This window comes from Burkholderia alba (assembly GCF_034721475.1).
Taxonomy (GTDB): Bacteria; Pseudomonadota; Gammaproteobacteria; order Burkholderiales; family Burkholderiaceae; genus Burkholderia; species Burkholderia alba.
In genome coordinates, this window is sequence record NZ_JAWJWL010000013.1 from 12,235 (window position 1) to 27,878 (window position 15,644).

Below are 15,644 nucleotides of genomic sequence, written 5' to 3' on the forward strand. Positions count from 1 at the left end.
ACAGGTCGGCAGCAAGGGTGTTCCCCAAGGAGCCTCCCGTGTTGCCGTCTTTTTCTCCCGCTTTGCTCGCACTTGCCGACGGCACGGTCTTTCGTGGTGTTTCGATCGGCGCGGCCGGCCAGACGATCGGCGAAGTCGTGTTCAATACCGCGATCACCGGTTATCAGGAAATCCTCACCGATCCGAGCTACTCGCGCCAGATCGTGACGCTCACCTATCCGCACATCGGTAACGTCGGCGTCAACGCCGAGGATGTCGAGGCGACCAAGGTCCACGCCGCCGGCCTGATCGTGCGCGATCTCCCGGCGCTTGCCTCGAATTTCCGGATGGAGCGCACGCTCGGCGACTACCTGCGCGACGAAGGCGTGGTCGCGATCGCCGGCATCGATACCCGCAAGCTCACGCGTGTGCTGCGCGACAAGGGCGCGCAAAACGGCTGCATCCTGACGGGCTCCGACGACGAAGCGAAGGCGATCGGGCTCGCGCGTTCGTTCCCGGGCCTGGCCGGGATGGATCTGGCGAAGGTCGTGTCGACCACCAAGCCGTTCGAGTGGAAGCAGACCGAATGGCGTCTCGGCAGCGGCTACGGCATGCAGGAAGCGCCCAAGTACCGGGTCGTCGCATACGACTTCGGCGTGAAGTACAACATCCTGCGGATGCTGGCCGAGCGCGGGTGCCACGTCACGGTGCTGCCCGCGCAGGCCAGCGCGGCCGAAGCGCTCGCGCTCAACCCGGACGGCATTTTCCTGTCCAACGGCCCGGGCGATCCCGAGCCGTGCGGCTACGCGATCGCGGCGACGAAGGAGTTCATCGAACGCGGCGTGCCTACGTTCGGCATCTGCCTCGGCCACCAGATCATGGGCCTCGCGGTCGGTGCCAAAACCCTGAAGATGAAGACCGGCCATCACGGCGCGAACCATCCGGTGAAGGATCTCGGCGACGGCCGCGTGGTGATCACGTCGCAGAACCACGGTTTCGCGGTGGACGCCGATTCGCTGCCGGCCAATGCCCGCGCGACCCACGTGTCGCTGTTCGACGGCACGCTGCAGGGCTTCGAGCTGACCGACAAGCCCGCGTTCTGTTTCCAGGGCCACCCGGAAGCGTCGCCCGGCCCGCACGACATCGGCTACCTGTTCGACCGCTTCACGGCGCTGATGGACGCGGCGAAGACCCGCAGCGCCTGAGCGCATCACGGAGACCCTCATGTTCGGCCATACACTCGGCATCACTGACCTCTGGACCTATGTGTTCGGCGTGGTGTTCATCATTCTGCTGCCGGGGCCGAACTCGATGTACGTGCTGTCGCTCGCGGCGCAGCGCGGCGTGAAGGCCGGCTATCGCGCGGCATGCGGCGTCTTCGTCGGCGACACCGTGCTGATGGTGCTGTCCGCCGCGGGCGTCGCGTCGCTGCTGAAGGCGAATCCGCTGCTGTTCGCGGTGGTGAAGTACGGCGGCGCCGCATACCTGCTCTACATCGGCGTCGGGATGCTGCGCGGCGCGTGGCGCCGGCTGCGCCAGCCGCCCGCTCAGCCGGGCGCGGCGACGGCGCCCGCGGTGGACGGCGAGCGGCCGTTCCGCAAGGCGCTGATCGTGAGCCTGCTGAATCCGAAGGCGATCCTGTTCTTCATCTCGTTTTTCATTCAGTTCGTCGATCCGGCCTTCCCGCATCCCGTGCTGCCGTTCTTCGTGCTCGGCGCGATCTCGCAATGCGCGAGCTTCCTGTACCTGAGCACGCTGATCTTCACGGGCGCGCGCCTCGCCGAGCATTTCCGCCGGCGCCGCAAGCTCGCGGCGGGCGCGGCAAGCGGGGTGGGCGGCCTCTTCATCGGCTTCGGCGTGAAGCTCGCGTTGGCGACGATGAACTGAGCGCGGCACGCGGTCCGAGCATTAACGATTATTTCTTGAATTATTAGAGCCATGCCAAAACGCACAGACATCAACAGCATCCTCATCATCGGCGCCGGCCCGATCATCATCGGCCAGGCGTGCGAGTTCGACTACTCGGGCGCGCAGGCATGCAAGGCGCTGCGCGAGGAGGGCTACAAGGTCATCCTCGTCAACAGCAATCCGGCGACGATCATGACCGACCCGAATACGGCCGACGTCACCTACATCGAGCCGATCACCTGGGAAGTGGTCGAGCGCATCATCGAGAAGGAGCGCCCGGACGCGATCCTGCCGACGATGGGCGGCCAGACGGCGCTCAATTGCGCGCTCGACCTGCATCAGCACGGCGTGCTGGAGAAGTACGAGGTCGAGCTGATCGGCGCGTCGCCCGCCGCGATCGACAAGGCGGAAGACCGCCTGAAATTCAAGGATGCGATGACCAAGATCGGCCTCGGCTCGGCCAAGTCGGGGATCGCGCATTCGATGGAGGAAGCGCTCAAGGTGCAGGCCGAGATCGCGGCCATCACGGGCGGCAGCGGCTATCCGACGGTGATCCGTCCGTCGTTCACGCTGGGCGGATCGGGCGGCGGTATCGCGTACAACCGCGAGGAATTCGAGGAGATCTGCAAGCGCGGCCTCGACCTGTCGCCGACCCGCGAGCTGCTGATCGAGGAATCGCTGCTGGGCTGGAAGGAATACGAGATGGAAGTCGTGCGCGACCGCGCCGACAACTGCATCATCGTCTGCTCGATCGAGAATCTCGACCCGATGGGCGTGCACACCGGCGACTCGATCACCGTCGCGCCGGCACAGACGCTGACCGACAAGGAATACCAGATCCTGCGCAATGCATCGCTCGCCGTGCTGCGCGAGATCGGCGTCGATACCGGCGGTTCGAACGTGCAGTTCTCGATCAATCCGAAGGACGGCCGGATGGTCGTCATCGAGATGAATCCGCGCGTGTCGCGCTCGTCGGCGCTCGCGTCGAAGGCGACCGGCTTCCCGATCGCGAAGGTCGCGGCGAAACTCGCGGTCGGCTATACGCTCGACGAACTGAGGAACGACATCACGGGCGGCCAGACGCCGGCGTCGTTCGAGCCGACGATCGACTACGTGGTCACGAAGATTCCGCGTTTCGCGTTCGAGAAATTCCGCGAGGCCGATTCGCGCCTGACCACGCAGATGAAGTCGGTCGGCGAAGTGATGGCGATCGGCCGCACCTTCCAGGAATCGTTCCAGAAAGCGCTGCGCGGCCTCGAAGTGGGCGTCGACGGCCTGGATGAAAAGACCACCGATCGCGACGAGATCGTCCGCGAGATCGGTGAACCGGGCCCGGACCGCATCTGGTATGTCGGCGATGCGTTCCGCGCGGGCATGTCGCGCGAGCAGATCTTCGAGGAAACCGCGATCGATCCGTGGTTCCTCGCGCAGATCGAGCAGATCGTGCTGAAGGAAAAGGCGCTGTCGGGCCGCGCGCTCGCGAGCCTCACGAAGGAAGAGCTGCACTATCTGAAGCAGAGCGGCTTCTCCGACCGCCGCCTCGCGAAACTGCTCGGCGTGTCGCCGGCCGACGTGCGCGCGCGCCGTCTCGAGCTGAACGTGCGTCCGGTGTACAAGCGCGTCGACACGTGCGCGGCCGAATTCGCGACCAAGACCGCATACATGTACTCGACCTACGAGGAAGAGTGCGAGGCGCAGCCGACCGCCAACAAGAAGATCATGGTGCTGGGCGGCGGCCCGAACCGGATCGGCCAGGGCATCGAGTTCGACTACTGCTGCGTGCACGCGGCGCTCGCGATGCGCGAGGACGGCTACGAAACGATCATGGTCAACTGCAACCCGGAAACGGTGTCGACCGACTACGACACGTCCGACCGCCTGTACTTCGAGCCGTTGACGCTCGAGGACGTGCTCGAGATCGTCGACAAGGAAAAGCCGGTCGGCGTGATCGTCCAGTACGGCGGGCAGACGCCGCTGAAGCTGGCGCTCGACCTGGAAGCGCACGGCGTGCCGATCGTCGGCACGTCGCCCGATATGATCGACGCCGCGGAAGACCGCGAACGCTTCCAGAAGCTGCTGCAGGATCTCGGCCTGCGCCAGCCGCCGAATCGCACCGCGCGGGCGGAAGACGAGGCGCTCAAGCTCGCCGAGGAAATCGGTTATCCGCTCGTCGTGCGCCCGTCGTACGTGCTGGGCGGCCGCGCGATGGAGATCGTCCACGAGCCGCGCGATCTCGAGCGCTACATGCGCGAAGCGGTGAAGGTATCGAACGATTCGCCGGTGCTGCTCGACCGCTTCCTGAACGATGCGATCGAATGCGATGTCGATTGCATCTGCGACGGCGAGGCGGTGTTCATCGGCGGCGTGATGGAGCACATCGAGCAGGCGGGCGTGCACTCGGGCGATTCGGCGTGCTCGCTGCCGCCGTATTCGCTGTCGAAGGAAACCGTTGCCGAGCTGAAGCGCCAGACGGGCGCGATGGCGCGCGCGCTGAACGTGATCGGCCTGATGAACGTGCAGTTCGCGATCCAGCAGGTGCCGCAGGACGACGGCTCGAAGCTCGACGTGATCTACGTGCTCGAAGTGAACCCGCGCGCGTCGCGCACGGTGCCGTACGTGTCGAAGGCGACGAGCCTGCCGCTCGCGAAGATCGCGGCGCGCGCGATGGTCGGCCAGAAGCTTGCGCAGCAGGGCGTGACGAAGGAAGTGGAGCCGCCGTACTTCAGCGTGAAGGAAGCGGTGTTCCCGTTCATCAAGTTCCCGACCGTCGATCCGGTCCTCGGACCGGAAATGCGTTCGACGGGCGAGGTGATGGGCGTTGGCGAAACCTTCGGCGAGGCGCTGTTCAAGTCGCAGCTCGCGGCCGGTTCGCGCCTGCCGGAGTCGGGCACGGTGCTGCTGACCGTGATGGATGCGGATAAGCCGAAGGCGGTCGAGGTGGCGCGCATGCTGCACGAGCTCGGTTATCCGATCGTCGCGACCCGCGGCACGGCTGCCGCGATCGAGGCGGCCGGCGTGCCGGTGAAGGTCGTGAACAAGGTGAAGGACGGCCGTCCGCACATCGTCGACATGATCAAGAACGGCGAGATCGCGCTCGTGTTCACGACGGTCGACGAGACCCGCGCGGCGATCGCCGATTCGCGTTCGATCCGCATGAGCGCGCAGGCGCAGAAGGTCACGTACTACACGACGATGTCGGGTGCGCGCGCGGCGGTCGAAGGCTTGCGCTATCTGAAGAACCTGGAAGTCTATGATTTACAAGGTCTGCATGCTCGCCTAAACTAAGCCTTCAGTTACCTGTTCAAGCAACACGTGCCGCGATTAAGCGGCGTTTCCGGCATGCCGGAAATGCGCTTAATCGCGGTGATTTTTTTTATAGCCGTTTTTAGCTATTGAGTCGTTTATGAGCACCATTCCGTTGACAAAACGTGGCGCCGAGCAGCTGCGCGATGAATTGCAGCGCCTCAAGTCGGTCGAGCGGCCGGCTGTCATCAATGCGATCGCCGAAGCGCGCGCGCAGGGCGATTTATCCGAAAACGCCGAGTACGACGCCGCCAAGGAAAAGCAGGGTTTCATTGAGGGTCGCATCGCGGACCTCGAATCGAAGCTGTCCGCCGCGCAGGTCATCGATCCGGCTTCGCTCGACGCGGACGGCCGCGTGGTGTTCGCCGCCACGGTCGAGCTGGAAGATCTGGGGTCGGGCGACACGGTGAAGTATCAGATCGTCGGCGACGACGAAGCCGACATCGACCACGGCCTGATCTCCGTCAGTTCGCCGATCGCCCGCGCGCTGATCGGGAAGACCGAAGGCGACGTCGCCGCCGTGCAGGCGCCGAGCGGCGTGCGCGAGTATGAAATCATCTCGGTCAGCTACGTTTGAGATGACGGGGTCCGGGTTGCCGCATCGCGTGTTCCGTCTGCTGTCGATGGCATGGGTCGGCAGTCTGCTGACGATCGGCTATGTCGTTGCGCCCGTGCTGTTTACGACGCTCGAGCGGATGACGGCCGGATCGGTCGCGGCCCAGCTGTTCAGGATCGAGGCGTTCGTCGGTTGTGCGAGCGGCGTGCTGCTGCTCGTGCTCGCGAACGGGCTGACGCGTCGCGGCCACGCCGCGTATCGCCGGCTGCGCTGGCTGGTGGCGGCGATGCTGGTGTGCGTGCTGGTCGGCTATTTCGCGTTGCAGCCGTTCATGAACGCGCTGCGGATCGCCGCGATGGAAGCGGGCACCGACGTCGGCCATTCGGCCTACGCGGGGCGCTTCGGGATGCTGCACGGCGTGTCGAGCCTGTTCTATCTGGTCGAAAGCGTGCTGGGGCTGTGGCTCGTCTGGACGTTGCCCGGGCAGGGCGGCGCGCGCCCCGCCTGACACGCTGCCCGTATCGTGCGGCGCATCGGCGCCGCGCCGATTCCCGGCTTACTTGTCGCTCTGATACTGGCGCTTCGCGCTCGTCTGGCGCTTTTTCGCGCGCTTGACGTTGCCGCCCGCCGTGACGCGCTCGTTGCCGCGCACCACGACTTTCTGCGCCTTCGGCTTGCGCATGGGCTTGTCGGCCGTTTGCTTGACCACCTTGACGACGCGCGGCGCACGTCCCTTGGCCGGCGTTTCCGGCTCGCCGCGCAGCGCGGCTTCGCGGGCGCTCGGCACGCCGCGGCGGCTGCGCGCCGGCGCGACGGGCGCGGCCTGTTCGGGCCTCCAGATCACCAGCAGCTTGCCGATGTGCTGGATCGGCGCTGCGCTCAAGCGGTCGCAGATATCGTCGTAAATGGCGATACGCGCATCGCGTTCGTCGCCGAACACCCGGATCTTGATGAGTTGGTGCGCGGCGAGGTGCACCTTGATTTCGGCGAGCACCGCGTCGGTCAGGCCCTCGGCGCCGATCAGGACGACGGGCTTGAGCGCGTGAGCTTGGGAACGCAGCGCGGAGCGCTCGGCGGGAGAAAGCGAAAGGGCTGGCATGGAGACGATGAATTCAAATAAGGGCGTCTGGCGAGGGCGCGTCGGGGAAAGCTTCCAGGCTTTTCCACGGCGGCGCGCCGAAACCACGTAAAATCGCGGCTCTGGCCAGCTGTTGGCCGGGAGCCGCGCGAACAAGACGCGTATTATCCGCTAAAAGCGCGGCTTCACGAAGCAATTGGCAGCAATCTCTCCACTGAATGGCAAAGAATCGCTTTAACCAAAACTGGTTGCACGACCACATCAACGATCCGTACGTCAAAATGGCGCAGCGGGAAGGCTATCGCGCACGCGCGGCGTACAAGCTCAAAGAGATCGACGAGCAGGACAAGCTGGTCCGCGCGGGCCAGGTGATCGTCGACCTCGGCGCCGCGCCCGGCAGCTGGAGCCAGTACGCGCGCAACAAGCTCGCGCAGGGCAAGCAGCGCGACGCGGTTCGCGAAGGCGGAATCGACGGCACGATCATCGCGCTCGACATGCTGCCGATGGAGCCGATCGCCGACGTGCACTTCATCCAGGGCGACTTCCGCGAGGACGACGTGCTGAGCCAGCTCGAGGAACTGCTCGCGGGCCGGCCGGTCGATCTTGTAATTTCGGACATGGCCCCCAACCTTTCCGGCGTGGCGCTGGCGGACGCGGCGCGGATCGAGCATGTATGCGATCTGGCGCTTGAATTCGCGCAGAATCATCTGAAGCCGGATGGCGCCCTTTTAGTGAAGTGCTTTCACGGCAGCGGCTACAGCCAGATTGTCGAAAAGTTCAAGCATCAATTCAAGACGGTGTCCCCGCGCAAGCCGAAAGCTTCCCGCGACAAATCGTCCGAAACGTTTATTTTGGGTCGGCATCTGAAGCATCCCCGCTAGGGGTTGCGCAATGCCGCAGGCCGCGTCCCGGCCCTTGTCAGTCATGCGGTTCGCCTATCAGGGCGGTAATGAATCGTTATGGCAGGGGCCTGCGGACTGGATTAGAATGCCTGAGGAGCGCCGCAAGGAAAATGTAGGCGCTCGTCTATGAGTGAAGGAGTGGTGCTTTGAACAACAATATGTTTTCGAAGGCAGCAGTGTGGCTGGTGATCGCACTGGTGCTGTTTACGGTGTTCAAGCAGTTTGACAAGCCCCGCGTCCAGGAAGGTGTCTCCTATTCGCAGTTCATGGACGACGCGAAGAGCGGCAAGGTCAAGAACGTCATCGTGCAAGGACGCAACCTCACCGTCACTCCCGCGGATGGCCAGAAATACCAGATCGTGTCGCCCGGCGACATCTGGATGGTCGGCGACCTGATGAAGTACGGCGTGCAAGTCAGCGGCAAGGCCGACGACGAGCCGAATGCGTTGGTGTCCGCGCTCTACTACCTCGGTCCGACGATCCTGATCATCGGCTTCTGGTTCTACATGATGCGGCAGATGCAGGGCGGCGGTAAGGGCGGGGCGTTCTCGTTCGGCAAATCGCGCGCGCGCCTGATCGACGAGAACAACAATGCGGTCAACTTCTCCGACGTCGCGGGCTGCGACGAAGCGAAGGAGGAGGTGTCCGAGCTGGTCGACTTCCTGCGCGATCCCCAGAAATTCCAGAAACTCGGCGGCCGGATTCCGCGCGGCGTGCTGCTCGTCGGCCCTCCGGGTACCGGCAAGACGCTGCTCGCCCGTGCGATCGCCGGCGAGGCGAAGGTGCCGTTCTTCAGCATCTCGGGTTCCGATTTCGTCGAAATGTTCGTCGGCGTGGGCGCGGCCCGCGTGCGCGACATGTTCGAGCAGGCGAAGAAGCATGCGCCGTGCATCGTGTTCATCGATGAAATCGACGCGGTCGGCCGTCATCGCGGCGCGGGCATGGGCGGCGGCAACGACGAACGCGAGCAGACGCTCAACCAGATGCTGGTCGAGATGGACGGCTTCGAGGCGAATTCCGGCGTGATCGTGATCGCGGCCACCAACCGTTCCGACGTGCTCGACAAGGCGCTGCTGCGTCCGGGCCGTTTCGACCGCCAGGTGTTCGTGGGCCTGCCCGACATCCGCGGTCGCGAGCAGATCATGCGCGTGCACCTGCGCAAGGTGCCGATCTCGAACGACGTCGACGCCGCGGTGATCGCGCGCGGCACGCCGGGCTTCTCGGGCGCCGATCTCGCGAACCTCGTCAACGAAGCCGCGCTGTTCGCGGCGCGTCGCGGCAAGCGGATCGTCGAGATGCAGGATTTCGAGGACGCGAAGGACAAGATCTTCATGGGTCCGGAGCGCAAATCGGCCGTGATTCGCGAAGAAGCGAAGCGCGCCACCGCGTACCACGAATCGGGCCATGCGGTGGTCGCCAAGCTGCTGCCGAAGGCCGATCCGGTGCACAAGGTCACGATCATTCCGCGCGGTCGTGCGCTGGGCGTCACGTGGCAACTGCCGGAGCACGACAACGAAACATACTCGAAGGACTACCTGCTGGATCGCCTGGCGATCCTGTTCGGCGGCCGGGTTGCCGAAGAACTGTTCATGAACCTGGTTAGCACGGGGGCATCGGACGACTTCAACAAGGCGACGCAAACGGCGCGCGCGATGGTGGCCCGTTTCGGGATGACCGACGCGCTCGGACCGATGGTCTATGTCGACGACGAAAACGACGCATCGCCGTTCGGCCGAGGCTTCACCCGGACGATTTCCGAAGCGACGCAGCAGAAGGTCGATGCGGAGATCCGCAGCGTGCTGGATCAGCAGTACAACCTCGCGCGCCGTCTGCTCGACGAGAATCGCGACAAGGTCGAAGCGATGACCGCGGCGCTGATGGAGTGGGAAACGATCGACGCCGACCAGATCAACGACATCATGGAAGGCCGTCCGCCGCGTTCGCCGAAGAACGCGCCGCCGCCGGCGAGCGATCCGTCGTCGGGCGGCAGCGCCGGCACCGAAGTCAAGCCGGGCAACGCCACCGCCCCGGCCTGATCGGACGGGTGTGGGATGCACGGGCTGGTGTGGCTGTCACACCGGCCCGTTTTGCATTCTTTGCCTGATATTTTCTTTCGCGGTTTCATCCGACGCTGTCTCTCGTGTCCACGCTCGCCGTTTCCACTCCCTCCGTTCCCGAGCCCCTGCAATGCGGGCGCTTCACGCTGACCTTCGAGCGTCCGCTCGTGATGGGCATCCTCAATGTCACGCCTGATTCGTTTTCGGACGGGGGGCGCTATATCGCACGCGATGCCGCACTGCGGCAGGCCGAGCAGATGCGCTCGGAAGGCGTGGACATCATCGATATCGGAGGGGAGTCGACCCGGCCCGGCGCGCCGCCCGTGCCGCTCGACGAGGAACTGGAACGGGTGATTCCGCTGCTCGATGCGCTGCGCGGGATGCAGGTGCCGCTGTCGGTCGATACCTACAAGCCCGCCGTGATGCGTGCGGCGCTCGCCGCGGGCGCGGACCTGATCAACGACATCTGGGGGCTGCGTCAGCCGGGCGCGCTCGACGCGGTGCGGGACAGCTCGTGCGGGCTCTGCGTGATGCACATGCTCGGCGAACCGCAGACGATGCAGATCCACGAACCCGCGTATCGCGATGTGGTCAGCGACGTGCGCACGTTTCTCGCCGAGCGCGCGGATGCGCTGCTGCGTGCGGGGATCGCGGCGGAGCGGATCAGCGTCGACCCGGGCTTCGGCTTCGGCAAGGCCGTGATCGAACACAACTATGCGTTGCTCGCGCATTTGCCGGACACTGCGCCGGCGAAGCCCGGCGGGCGGGCATATCCGATTCTCGCGGGCATGTCGCGCAAATCGATGCTGGGCGCCGTGATCGGCAAACCGGCGCCGGAGCGCATCGCGGCGAGTGTCGCCGCGGCGGTCTGCGCGGCGGAGCGGGGCGCGGCGATCGTGCGGGTGCACGACGTCGCCCCGACCGTCGACGCGCTGAAAATATGGGATGCCGTGCGCACAGCCGCGCGGCAAGGATAAGTCGAAACAAGGAGGATCATTCCCTATGGGACGTCGTTTTTTCGGTACGGACGGCATTCGCGGCACGGTCGGCGCGGCGCCGATCACGCCCGATTTCGTCCTGCGGCTCGGTTATGCCGCCGGCAAGGTGCTCGCGAATGCGTCCGGGCGGGCGGCGGGGGGCGCGCGCCCGACGGTGCTGATCGGCAAGGACACGCGCGTTTCGGGCTACATGCTCGAAGCCGCGCTCGAAGCCGGGTTCTCGGCGGCCGGCGTCGACGTGATGCTGGCCGGCCCGATGCCGACGCCGGGCGTCGCCTATCTGACCCGCGCGCTGCGCCTGTCGGCCGGCGTGGTGATCAGCGCGTCGCACAATCCGTATCACGACAACGGCATCAAGTTTTTCTCGGGCGACGGCAACAAGCTGCCGGACGAGACCGAAGCCGATATCGAGGCGTGGCTCGACAAACCGCTCGAATGCGCGCCGTCGGACGGCCTCGGCAAAGCGCGCCGGCTCGACGACGCAGCGGGCCGCTACATCGAATTCTGCAAAAGCACCTTCCCGGCCGCGTTCGATCTGCGGGGGATGAAACTCGTGATCGACTGCGCGAACGGCGCCGCGTACCAGATCGCGCCGCACGTATTTCACGAACTGGGTGCCGACGTGATCCCGATCGGCGTTGCGCCGAACGGCTTCAATATCAACGACGCGGTGGGGGCGACCGCGCCCGATGCGCTGGTGCGCGCGGTGCGCGCGAACCATGCCGATCTGGGCATCGCGCTCGACGGCGACGCCGACCGGTTGCAGGTGGTCGACAGCGCGGGCCGGCTCTATAACGGCGACGAACTGCTCTACATATTGGTCAAGGATCGGATCGCAACTAACGGCCAAGTCGAAGGGGCGGTGGGAACGTTGATGACGAATCTCGCCGTCGAGGTTGCGCTGAAGCAGGCCGGCGTGCAGTTCGTGCGCGCGGCGGTCGGCGACCGCTATGTGCTCGAGCAGCTGCGCGAGCGGGGCTGGCAGCTCGGCGCGGAAGGGTCGGGGCATATCCTGTCGCTCGACCGCCATTCGACGGGTGACGGCATTGTGTCGGCGCTGCTCGTGCTGGCGGCGCTCAAGCGCAGCGGGCAGACGCTCGCGAGGATGTTGAAGGGCGTCACGCTGTTTCCGCAGAAGCTCATCAATGTCCGGATGAAGCCGGATGCGGACTGGAAGAGCAGCACGGCGATCCGCGATGCGATCGCGTCCGCCGAACAAGCGCTGGCGGGCAGCGGGCGGGTGCTGATCCGTGCGTCGGGCACCGAGCCGGTGCTGCGGGTGATGGTCGAGGCCGAGGACGCGGCGGATGCGACGCGCCACGCCGAGGCGATCGCCGATGCTGTGAAGCGCGCGACGACCTGATGCAAAGAGCGGCAGCCGGCTTCGCGCCGGCTGCTCCGTCGCTCGGCGGGCTTGCGACTCGCTCCAGCTGCAACCGCATGCGGCTCCATCCCGCCGGCATCGGCTTTCCCTGCGCGTTCGCCGCCCGGCAGCCGGCGATCCACCCCCGATTCCATCCCGCTGCTTTTACATCGCGCTGCGTTTCCACGGCTGCGTTCTCCATTAGAATGGCGGCCGAGCGCACCGATGCGCGGCTTTGCCGCTGCCATGCTGTGCCGTCCATCCCTCTCCGAGCCACGCGAATCTTTTCCATTGCGTGACTTTTCGCCTACGCTCTACAAGCGCTCGGCGCCCCCGCCCGCCGCGGGCCTTCCCCCTTCGTTGCCGCCTTTCAAACAGTCATGTTACTGTCACGCCAGTTTCATCGATTGTCACGGTACTGTCATGAGCAGCCCCTAATCTTCGCGGTGCCGTAGTCATCCGCTCACACACTGGAGGTCTCATGAAATTGATGCAAACCGCGTTTGCCGGCCTGGCTGGCGCGCTTTTCGCGGTCGCCGCGCACGCTGCCGACATCACCGGCGCGGGCAGTACCTTTGCGATGCCGATCTATACGAAATGGGCAGCCGACTATCAGCAGTCGGGCGGCGCCAAGATCAACTACCAGGGCATCGGTTCGTCGGGCGGCCTGAAGCAGATCATCGCGAAGACGGTCGATTTCGCGGGCTCGGACGCTCCGCTGAAGGATGACGAACTGGCGAAGGAAGGCCTGTTCCAGTTCCCGACGGTGGTGGGCGGCGTGGTGCCGGTCATCAACGTGCCGGGCGTGAAGGCCGGTGAAGTGACGCTGTCGGGCCCGGTGCTCGGCGACATCTACCTCGGCAAGATCAAGAAGTGGAACGACCCGGCGATCGCCGCGCTGAACCCGAAGGTCAAGCTGCCGGATACCGACATCGCCGTGGTCCGCCGCGCCGATGGTTCGGGCACCAGCTTCATCTGGACGAACTACCTGTCGAAGGTCAACGACGAGTGGAAGTCGAAGATCGGCGAAGGCACGACCGTCAACTGGCCGACGGGCACGGGCGGCAAGGGCAACGACGGCGTCGCGGCCTTCGTGCAGCGTCTGCCGGGCGCGATCGGCTACGTCGAATGGGCGTACGCGAAGAAGAACAACATGGTCTACACGGACCTGAAGAACTCGACGGGCAACGTCGTCGAACCGAAGACGGAAACCTTCAAGGCGGCGGCAGCCGGCGCGAACTGGTCGAAGTCGTTCTACCAGATCCTCACGAACCAGCCGGGCAAGGACGCATGGCCGGTCGTGGGCGCGACGTTCGTGCTCGTGCACGCGAAGCAGGACAAGCCGGCGCAGGGCACGGAAACGCTGAAGTTCTTCGACTGGGCCTTCAAGAACGGTTCGAAGGCCGCGGACGAACTGGACTACATCTCGCTGCCGCCGGCGGTCGAGACGGAAATCCGCAAGCAGTGGAAGGTCAAGGTGACGGACGCTGCCGGCAAGTCGGTCGCCACCGAGTAAGCAGCTTCCAAGTTGTAGCGGTTCGCCGCCCGGCAAGGCCGGGCGGCGTGTGCGGTACCGGCAGGGCGGCTCAAGTCGCCCCTGCCACTGAATAACAGGCTCCCATGTCTGACATCCCTCTCGCGTCGAACCGATCGGCCAGCCAGGCGTCGCAGCGCGCGCCCGGCCGACTCGGCGATCTCATCTTCGGCGGTCTCACGCGTCTCGCGGCAATCGTGACCTTGCTCGTGCTCGGCGGCATCATCGTGTCGCTGATCGTCGCGTCGATGCCGACCATCGAGAAATTTGGTCTCGGCTTCCTGTGGCAGTCCGAATGGGATCCGAATTCCGATATCTACGGGGCGCTGGTGCCGATCTACGGCACGATCATCACGTCGGTGATCGCCCTCATCATCGCGGTGCCGGTCAGCTTCGGCATCGCGCTGTTCCTCACCGAACTGGCGCCCGTGTGGCTGCGCCGTCCGCTCGGCATCGCCATCGAACTGCTCGCCGCGATCCCGTCGATCGTCTACGGCATGTGGGGCCTGCTCGTGTTCGCGCCGATCTTCGCGGAATATTTCCAGAAGCCGGTCGGCCAGTTGCTCGGGCCGCTGCCGTTCATCGGCGCGCTGTTCCAGGGCCCGCCGATCGGCATCGGTATCCTGAGCGCGGGCGTGATTCTCGCGATCATGATCATCCCGTACATCGCCTCGGTGATGCGCGACGTGTTCGAAGTCACGCCGGTACTGCTGAAGGAATCGGCGTACGGGATCGGCTGCACGACGTGGGAAGTGATGTGGAAGATCGTGCTGCCCTTTACCAAGACCGGCGTGATCGGCGGCGTGATGCTCGGCCTCGGCCGCGCGCTCGGCGAAACGATGGCCGTGACCTTCGTGATCGGCAACACCAACCTGCTCGACAACATCTCGCTGTACTCGCCGGGCAACAGCATCACGTCGGCGCTCGCGAACGAATTCGCCGAAGCGTCGCCGGGCCTGCATACGTCCGCGCTGATGGAACTCGGCCTGATCCTGTTCGTGATCACCTTCATCGTGCTCGCCATCTCCAAGCTGATGCTGATGCGACTTGAAAAAGGAGAGGGCAAGAAATGAGCGAGCCCATTCTGAATCTGCCCGGACCGGGCGGCGCCGCGCTCGACGCGATGCGCGAACGCCTGCAGCGCCGCCGCAAGGCGACCAATGTGGTCGCGCTCACCGCGTCGCTCGGGGCGATGATCTTCGGCCTCATCTGGCTGGTCTGGATTCTCTATACGACGCTGCATCTCGGCATCGGCGGCCTGTCGCTGACGCTGTTCACGGAGTCGACGCCCGCGCCGAACACCGCGGGCGGCGGTTTGGCGAACGCGATCGTCGGCAGCCTGATGCTGGTCGGTTTCGCGACCTTCGTCGGCACGCCGATCGGCATTCTCGCCGGCGTCTACCTGGCCGAATACGGTCAGAAGAACTGGCTCGCGAGCCTGATGCGCTTCATCAACGACATCCTGCTGTCGGCGCCGTCGATCGTCGTCGGCCTGTTCGTGTACGCGCTCGTGGTCGCGAAGTCGGGCCGCTTCAGCGGCTGGGCCGGCGTGATCGCGCTGGCGCTGCTGCAGGTGCCGATCGTGATCCGCACGACCGAGAACATGCTGAAGCTGGTGCCGAACGCGCTGCGCGAAGCGGCATTCGCGCTCGGCACGCCGAAGTGGCGGATGGTGATGGCGATCACGCTGCGCGCGTCGGTCGGCGGGATCGTGACGGGCGTGCTGCTGGCGGTCGCGCGGATCTCGGGCGAAACGGCGCCGCTGCTGTTCACCGCGCTGTCGAATCAGTTCTTCTCGCTCGACATGAGCCAGCCGATCGCCAACCTGCCGGTGACGATCTACAAGTTCGCGATGAGTCCGTTCGCGGAGTGGCAGTCGCTCGCGTGGGCGGGCGTGTTCCTGATTACGCTCGGGGTGCTGGGACTCAACATCCTCGCGCGCTCGATCTTTTCGAAAAAGTAACGG

General features: G+C 65.2%; 13 protein-coding genes. 12 read left to right on the forward strand and 1 reads right to left on the reverse strand.

All coding sequences use genetic code 11. The annotated features are described in order from the left end of the window. Positions 1 to 38 precede the first annotated feature (38 nt). The 5 genes from carA (at position 39) to RZR99_RS16230 (ending at position 6,254) form a co-directional block, all read left to right on the forward strand. Complete coding sequence (gene carA / locus RZR99_RS16210; RefSeq protein ID WP_323120793.1) at positions 39 to 1,184, forward strand: glutamine-hydrolyzing carbamoyl-phosphate synthase small subunit; 1,146 nt, start codon at positions 39 to 41, stop codon at positions 1,182 to 1,184. A 19-nt stretch (positions 1,185 to 1,203) separates the two neighbouring features. Continuing rightward, positions 1,204 to 1,866, forward strand: a complete 663-nt coding sequence (gene leuE, locus RZR99_RS16215) for a leucine efflux protein LeuE (RefSeq protein ID WP_323120794.1) — start codon at positions 1,204 to 1,206, stop codon at positions 1,864 to 1,866. Positions 1,867 to 1,917: 51 nt separating this feature from the next. Continuing rightward, entirely contained in the window at positions 1,918 to 5,172 is a 3,255-nt protein-coding gene (gene carB, locus RZR99_RS16220; RefSeq protein ID WP_323120795.1) for a carbamoyl-phosphate synthase large subunit, read from the forward strand. 118 nt (positions 5,173 to 5,290) lie between these two features. Further along, positions 5,291 to 5,767 carry a transcription elongation factor GreA gene (greA, locus tag RZR99_RS16225; RefSeq protein ID WP_323120796.1) on the forward strand — a complete coding sequence of 159 codons (477 nt, stop codon included), beginning with the start codon at positions 5,291 to 5,293 and terminating at the stop codon, positions 5,765 to 5,767. Position 5,768: 1 nt separating this feature from the next. Then, a complete protein-coding gene (locus RZR99_RS16230; protein WP_323120797.1) occupies positions 5,769 to 6,254 on the forward strand; it encodes a DUF4149 domain-containing protein in 486 nt (161 codons plus the stop codon). A 48-nt stretch (positions 6,255 to 6,302) separates the two neighbouring features. Here RZR99_RS16230 and RZR99_RS16235 read toward each other — a convergent pair whose 3' ends face one another. Next, the gene (locus RZR99_RS16235) at positions 6,303 to 6,845 is read right to left on the reverse strand and encodes a YhbY family RNA-binding protein (protein WP_323120937.1); all 543 of its coding nucleotides are present in this window, start codon (positions 6,843 to 6,845) and stop codon (positions 6,303 to 6,305) included. A 197-nt stretch (positions 6,846 to 7,042) separates the two neighbouring features. Between RZR99_RS16235 and RZR99_RS16240 the strand changes: the two genes are divergently transcribed. From RZR99_RS16240 to pstA, 7 genes are all read left to right on the forward strand, one after another. Then, on the forward strand, positions 7,043 to 7,705 hold the full coding sequence (locus RZR99_RS16240; protein ID WP_323120798.1) for an RlmE family RNA methyltransferase: 663 nt from the start codon (positions 7,043 to 7,045) through the stop codon (positions 7,703 to 7,705). A gap of 167 nt (positions 7,706 to 7,872) precedes the next feature. After that, positions 7,873 to 9,762, forward strand: a complete 1,890-nt coding sequence (gene ftsH, locus RZR99_RS16245; protein ID WP_323120799.1) for an ATP-dependent zinc metalloprotease FtsH — start codon at positions 7,873 to 7,875, stop codon at positions 9,760 to 9,762. A 191-nt stretch (positions 9,763 to 9,953) separates the two neighbouring features. Continuing rightward, complete coding sequence (gene folP, locus RZR99_RS16250) at positions 9,954 to 10,760, forward strand: dihydropteroate synthase (protein ID WP_323120938.1); 807 nt, start codon at positions 9,954 to 9,956, stop codon at positions 10,758 to 10,760. 25 nt (positions 10,761 to 10,785) lie between these two features. Beyond that, complete coding sequence (gene glmM / locus RZR99_RS16255) at positions 10,786 to 12,144, forward strand: phosphoglucosamine mutase (RefSeq protein ID WP_323120800.1); 1,359 nt, start codon at positions 10,786 to 10,788, stop codon at positions 12,142 to 12,144. Positions 12,145 to 12,625: 481 nt separating this feature from the next. Beyond that, positions 12,626 to 13,660: a phosphate ABC transporter substrate-binding protein PstS gene (gene pstS, locus RZR99_RS16260; RefSeq protein ID WP_323120801.1), complete on the forward strand. Its 1,035-nt coding sequence runs from the start codon at positions 12,626 to 12,628 to the stop codon at positions 13,658 to 13,660. Between the two features lie 104 nt (positions 13,661 to 13,764). After that, positions 13,765 to 14,751: a phosphate ABC transporter permease PstC gene (gene pstC, locus RZR99_RS16265; protein ID WP_323120802.1), complete on the forward strand. Its 987-nt coding sequence runs from the start codon at positions 13,765 to 13,767 to the stop codon at positions 14,749 to 14,751. Further along, positions 14,748 to 15,641, forward strand: a complete 894-nt coding sequence (pstA, locus tag RZR99_RS16270; protein ID WP_323120803.1) for a phosphate ABC transporter permease PstA — start codon at positions 14,748 to 14,750, stop codon at positions 15,639 to 15,641. Before pstC ends, pstA begins: the two co-directional genes overlap by 4 nt. Positions 15,642 to 15,644: the final 3 nt, after the last annotated feature.

Coding starts and splice junctions, on each gene's coding strand:
- greA (WP_323120796.1), top strand. CDS start 5,291: ATGAGCACCATTCCGTTGACAAAACGTGGCGCCGAGCAGCTGCGCGAT.
- pstC (WP_323120802.1), top strand. CDS start 13,765: ATGTCTGACATCCCTCTCGCGTCGAACCGATCGGCCAGCCAGGCGTCG.
- leuE (WP_323120794.1), top strand. CDS start 1,204: ATGTTCGGCCATACACTCGGCATCACTGACCTCTGGACCTATGTGTTC.
- RZR99_RS16235 (WP_323120937.1), bottom strand. CDS start 6,845: ATGCCAGCCCTTTCGCTTTCTCCCGCCGAGCGCTCCGCGCTGCGTTCC.
- glmM (WP_323120800.1), top strand. CDS start 10,786: ATGGGACGTCGTTTTTTCGGTACGGACGGCATTCGCGGCACGGTCGGC.
- pstS (WP_323120801.1), top strand. CDS start 12,626: ATGAAATTGATGCAAACCGCGTTTGCCGGCCTGGCTGGCGCGCTTTTC.
- RZR99_RS16240 (WP_323120798.1), top strand. CDS start 7,043: ATGGCAAAGAATCGCTTTAACCAAAACTGGTTGCACGACCACATCAAC.
- pstA (WP_323120803.1), top strand. CDS start 14,748: ATGAGCGAGCCCATTCTGAATCTGCCCGGACCGGGCGGCGCCGCGCTC.
- RZR99_RS16230 (WP_323120797.1), top strand. CDS start 5,769: ATGACGGGGTCCGGGTTGCCGCATCGCGTGTTCCGTCTGCTGTCGATG.
- folP (WP_323120938.1), top strand. CDS start 9,954: ATGGGCATCCTCAATGTCACGCCTGATTCGTTTTCGGACGGGGGGCGC.
- carB (WP_323120795.1), top strand. CDS start 1,918: ATGCCAAAACGCACAGACATCAACAGCATCCTCATCATCGGCGCCGGC.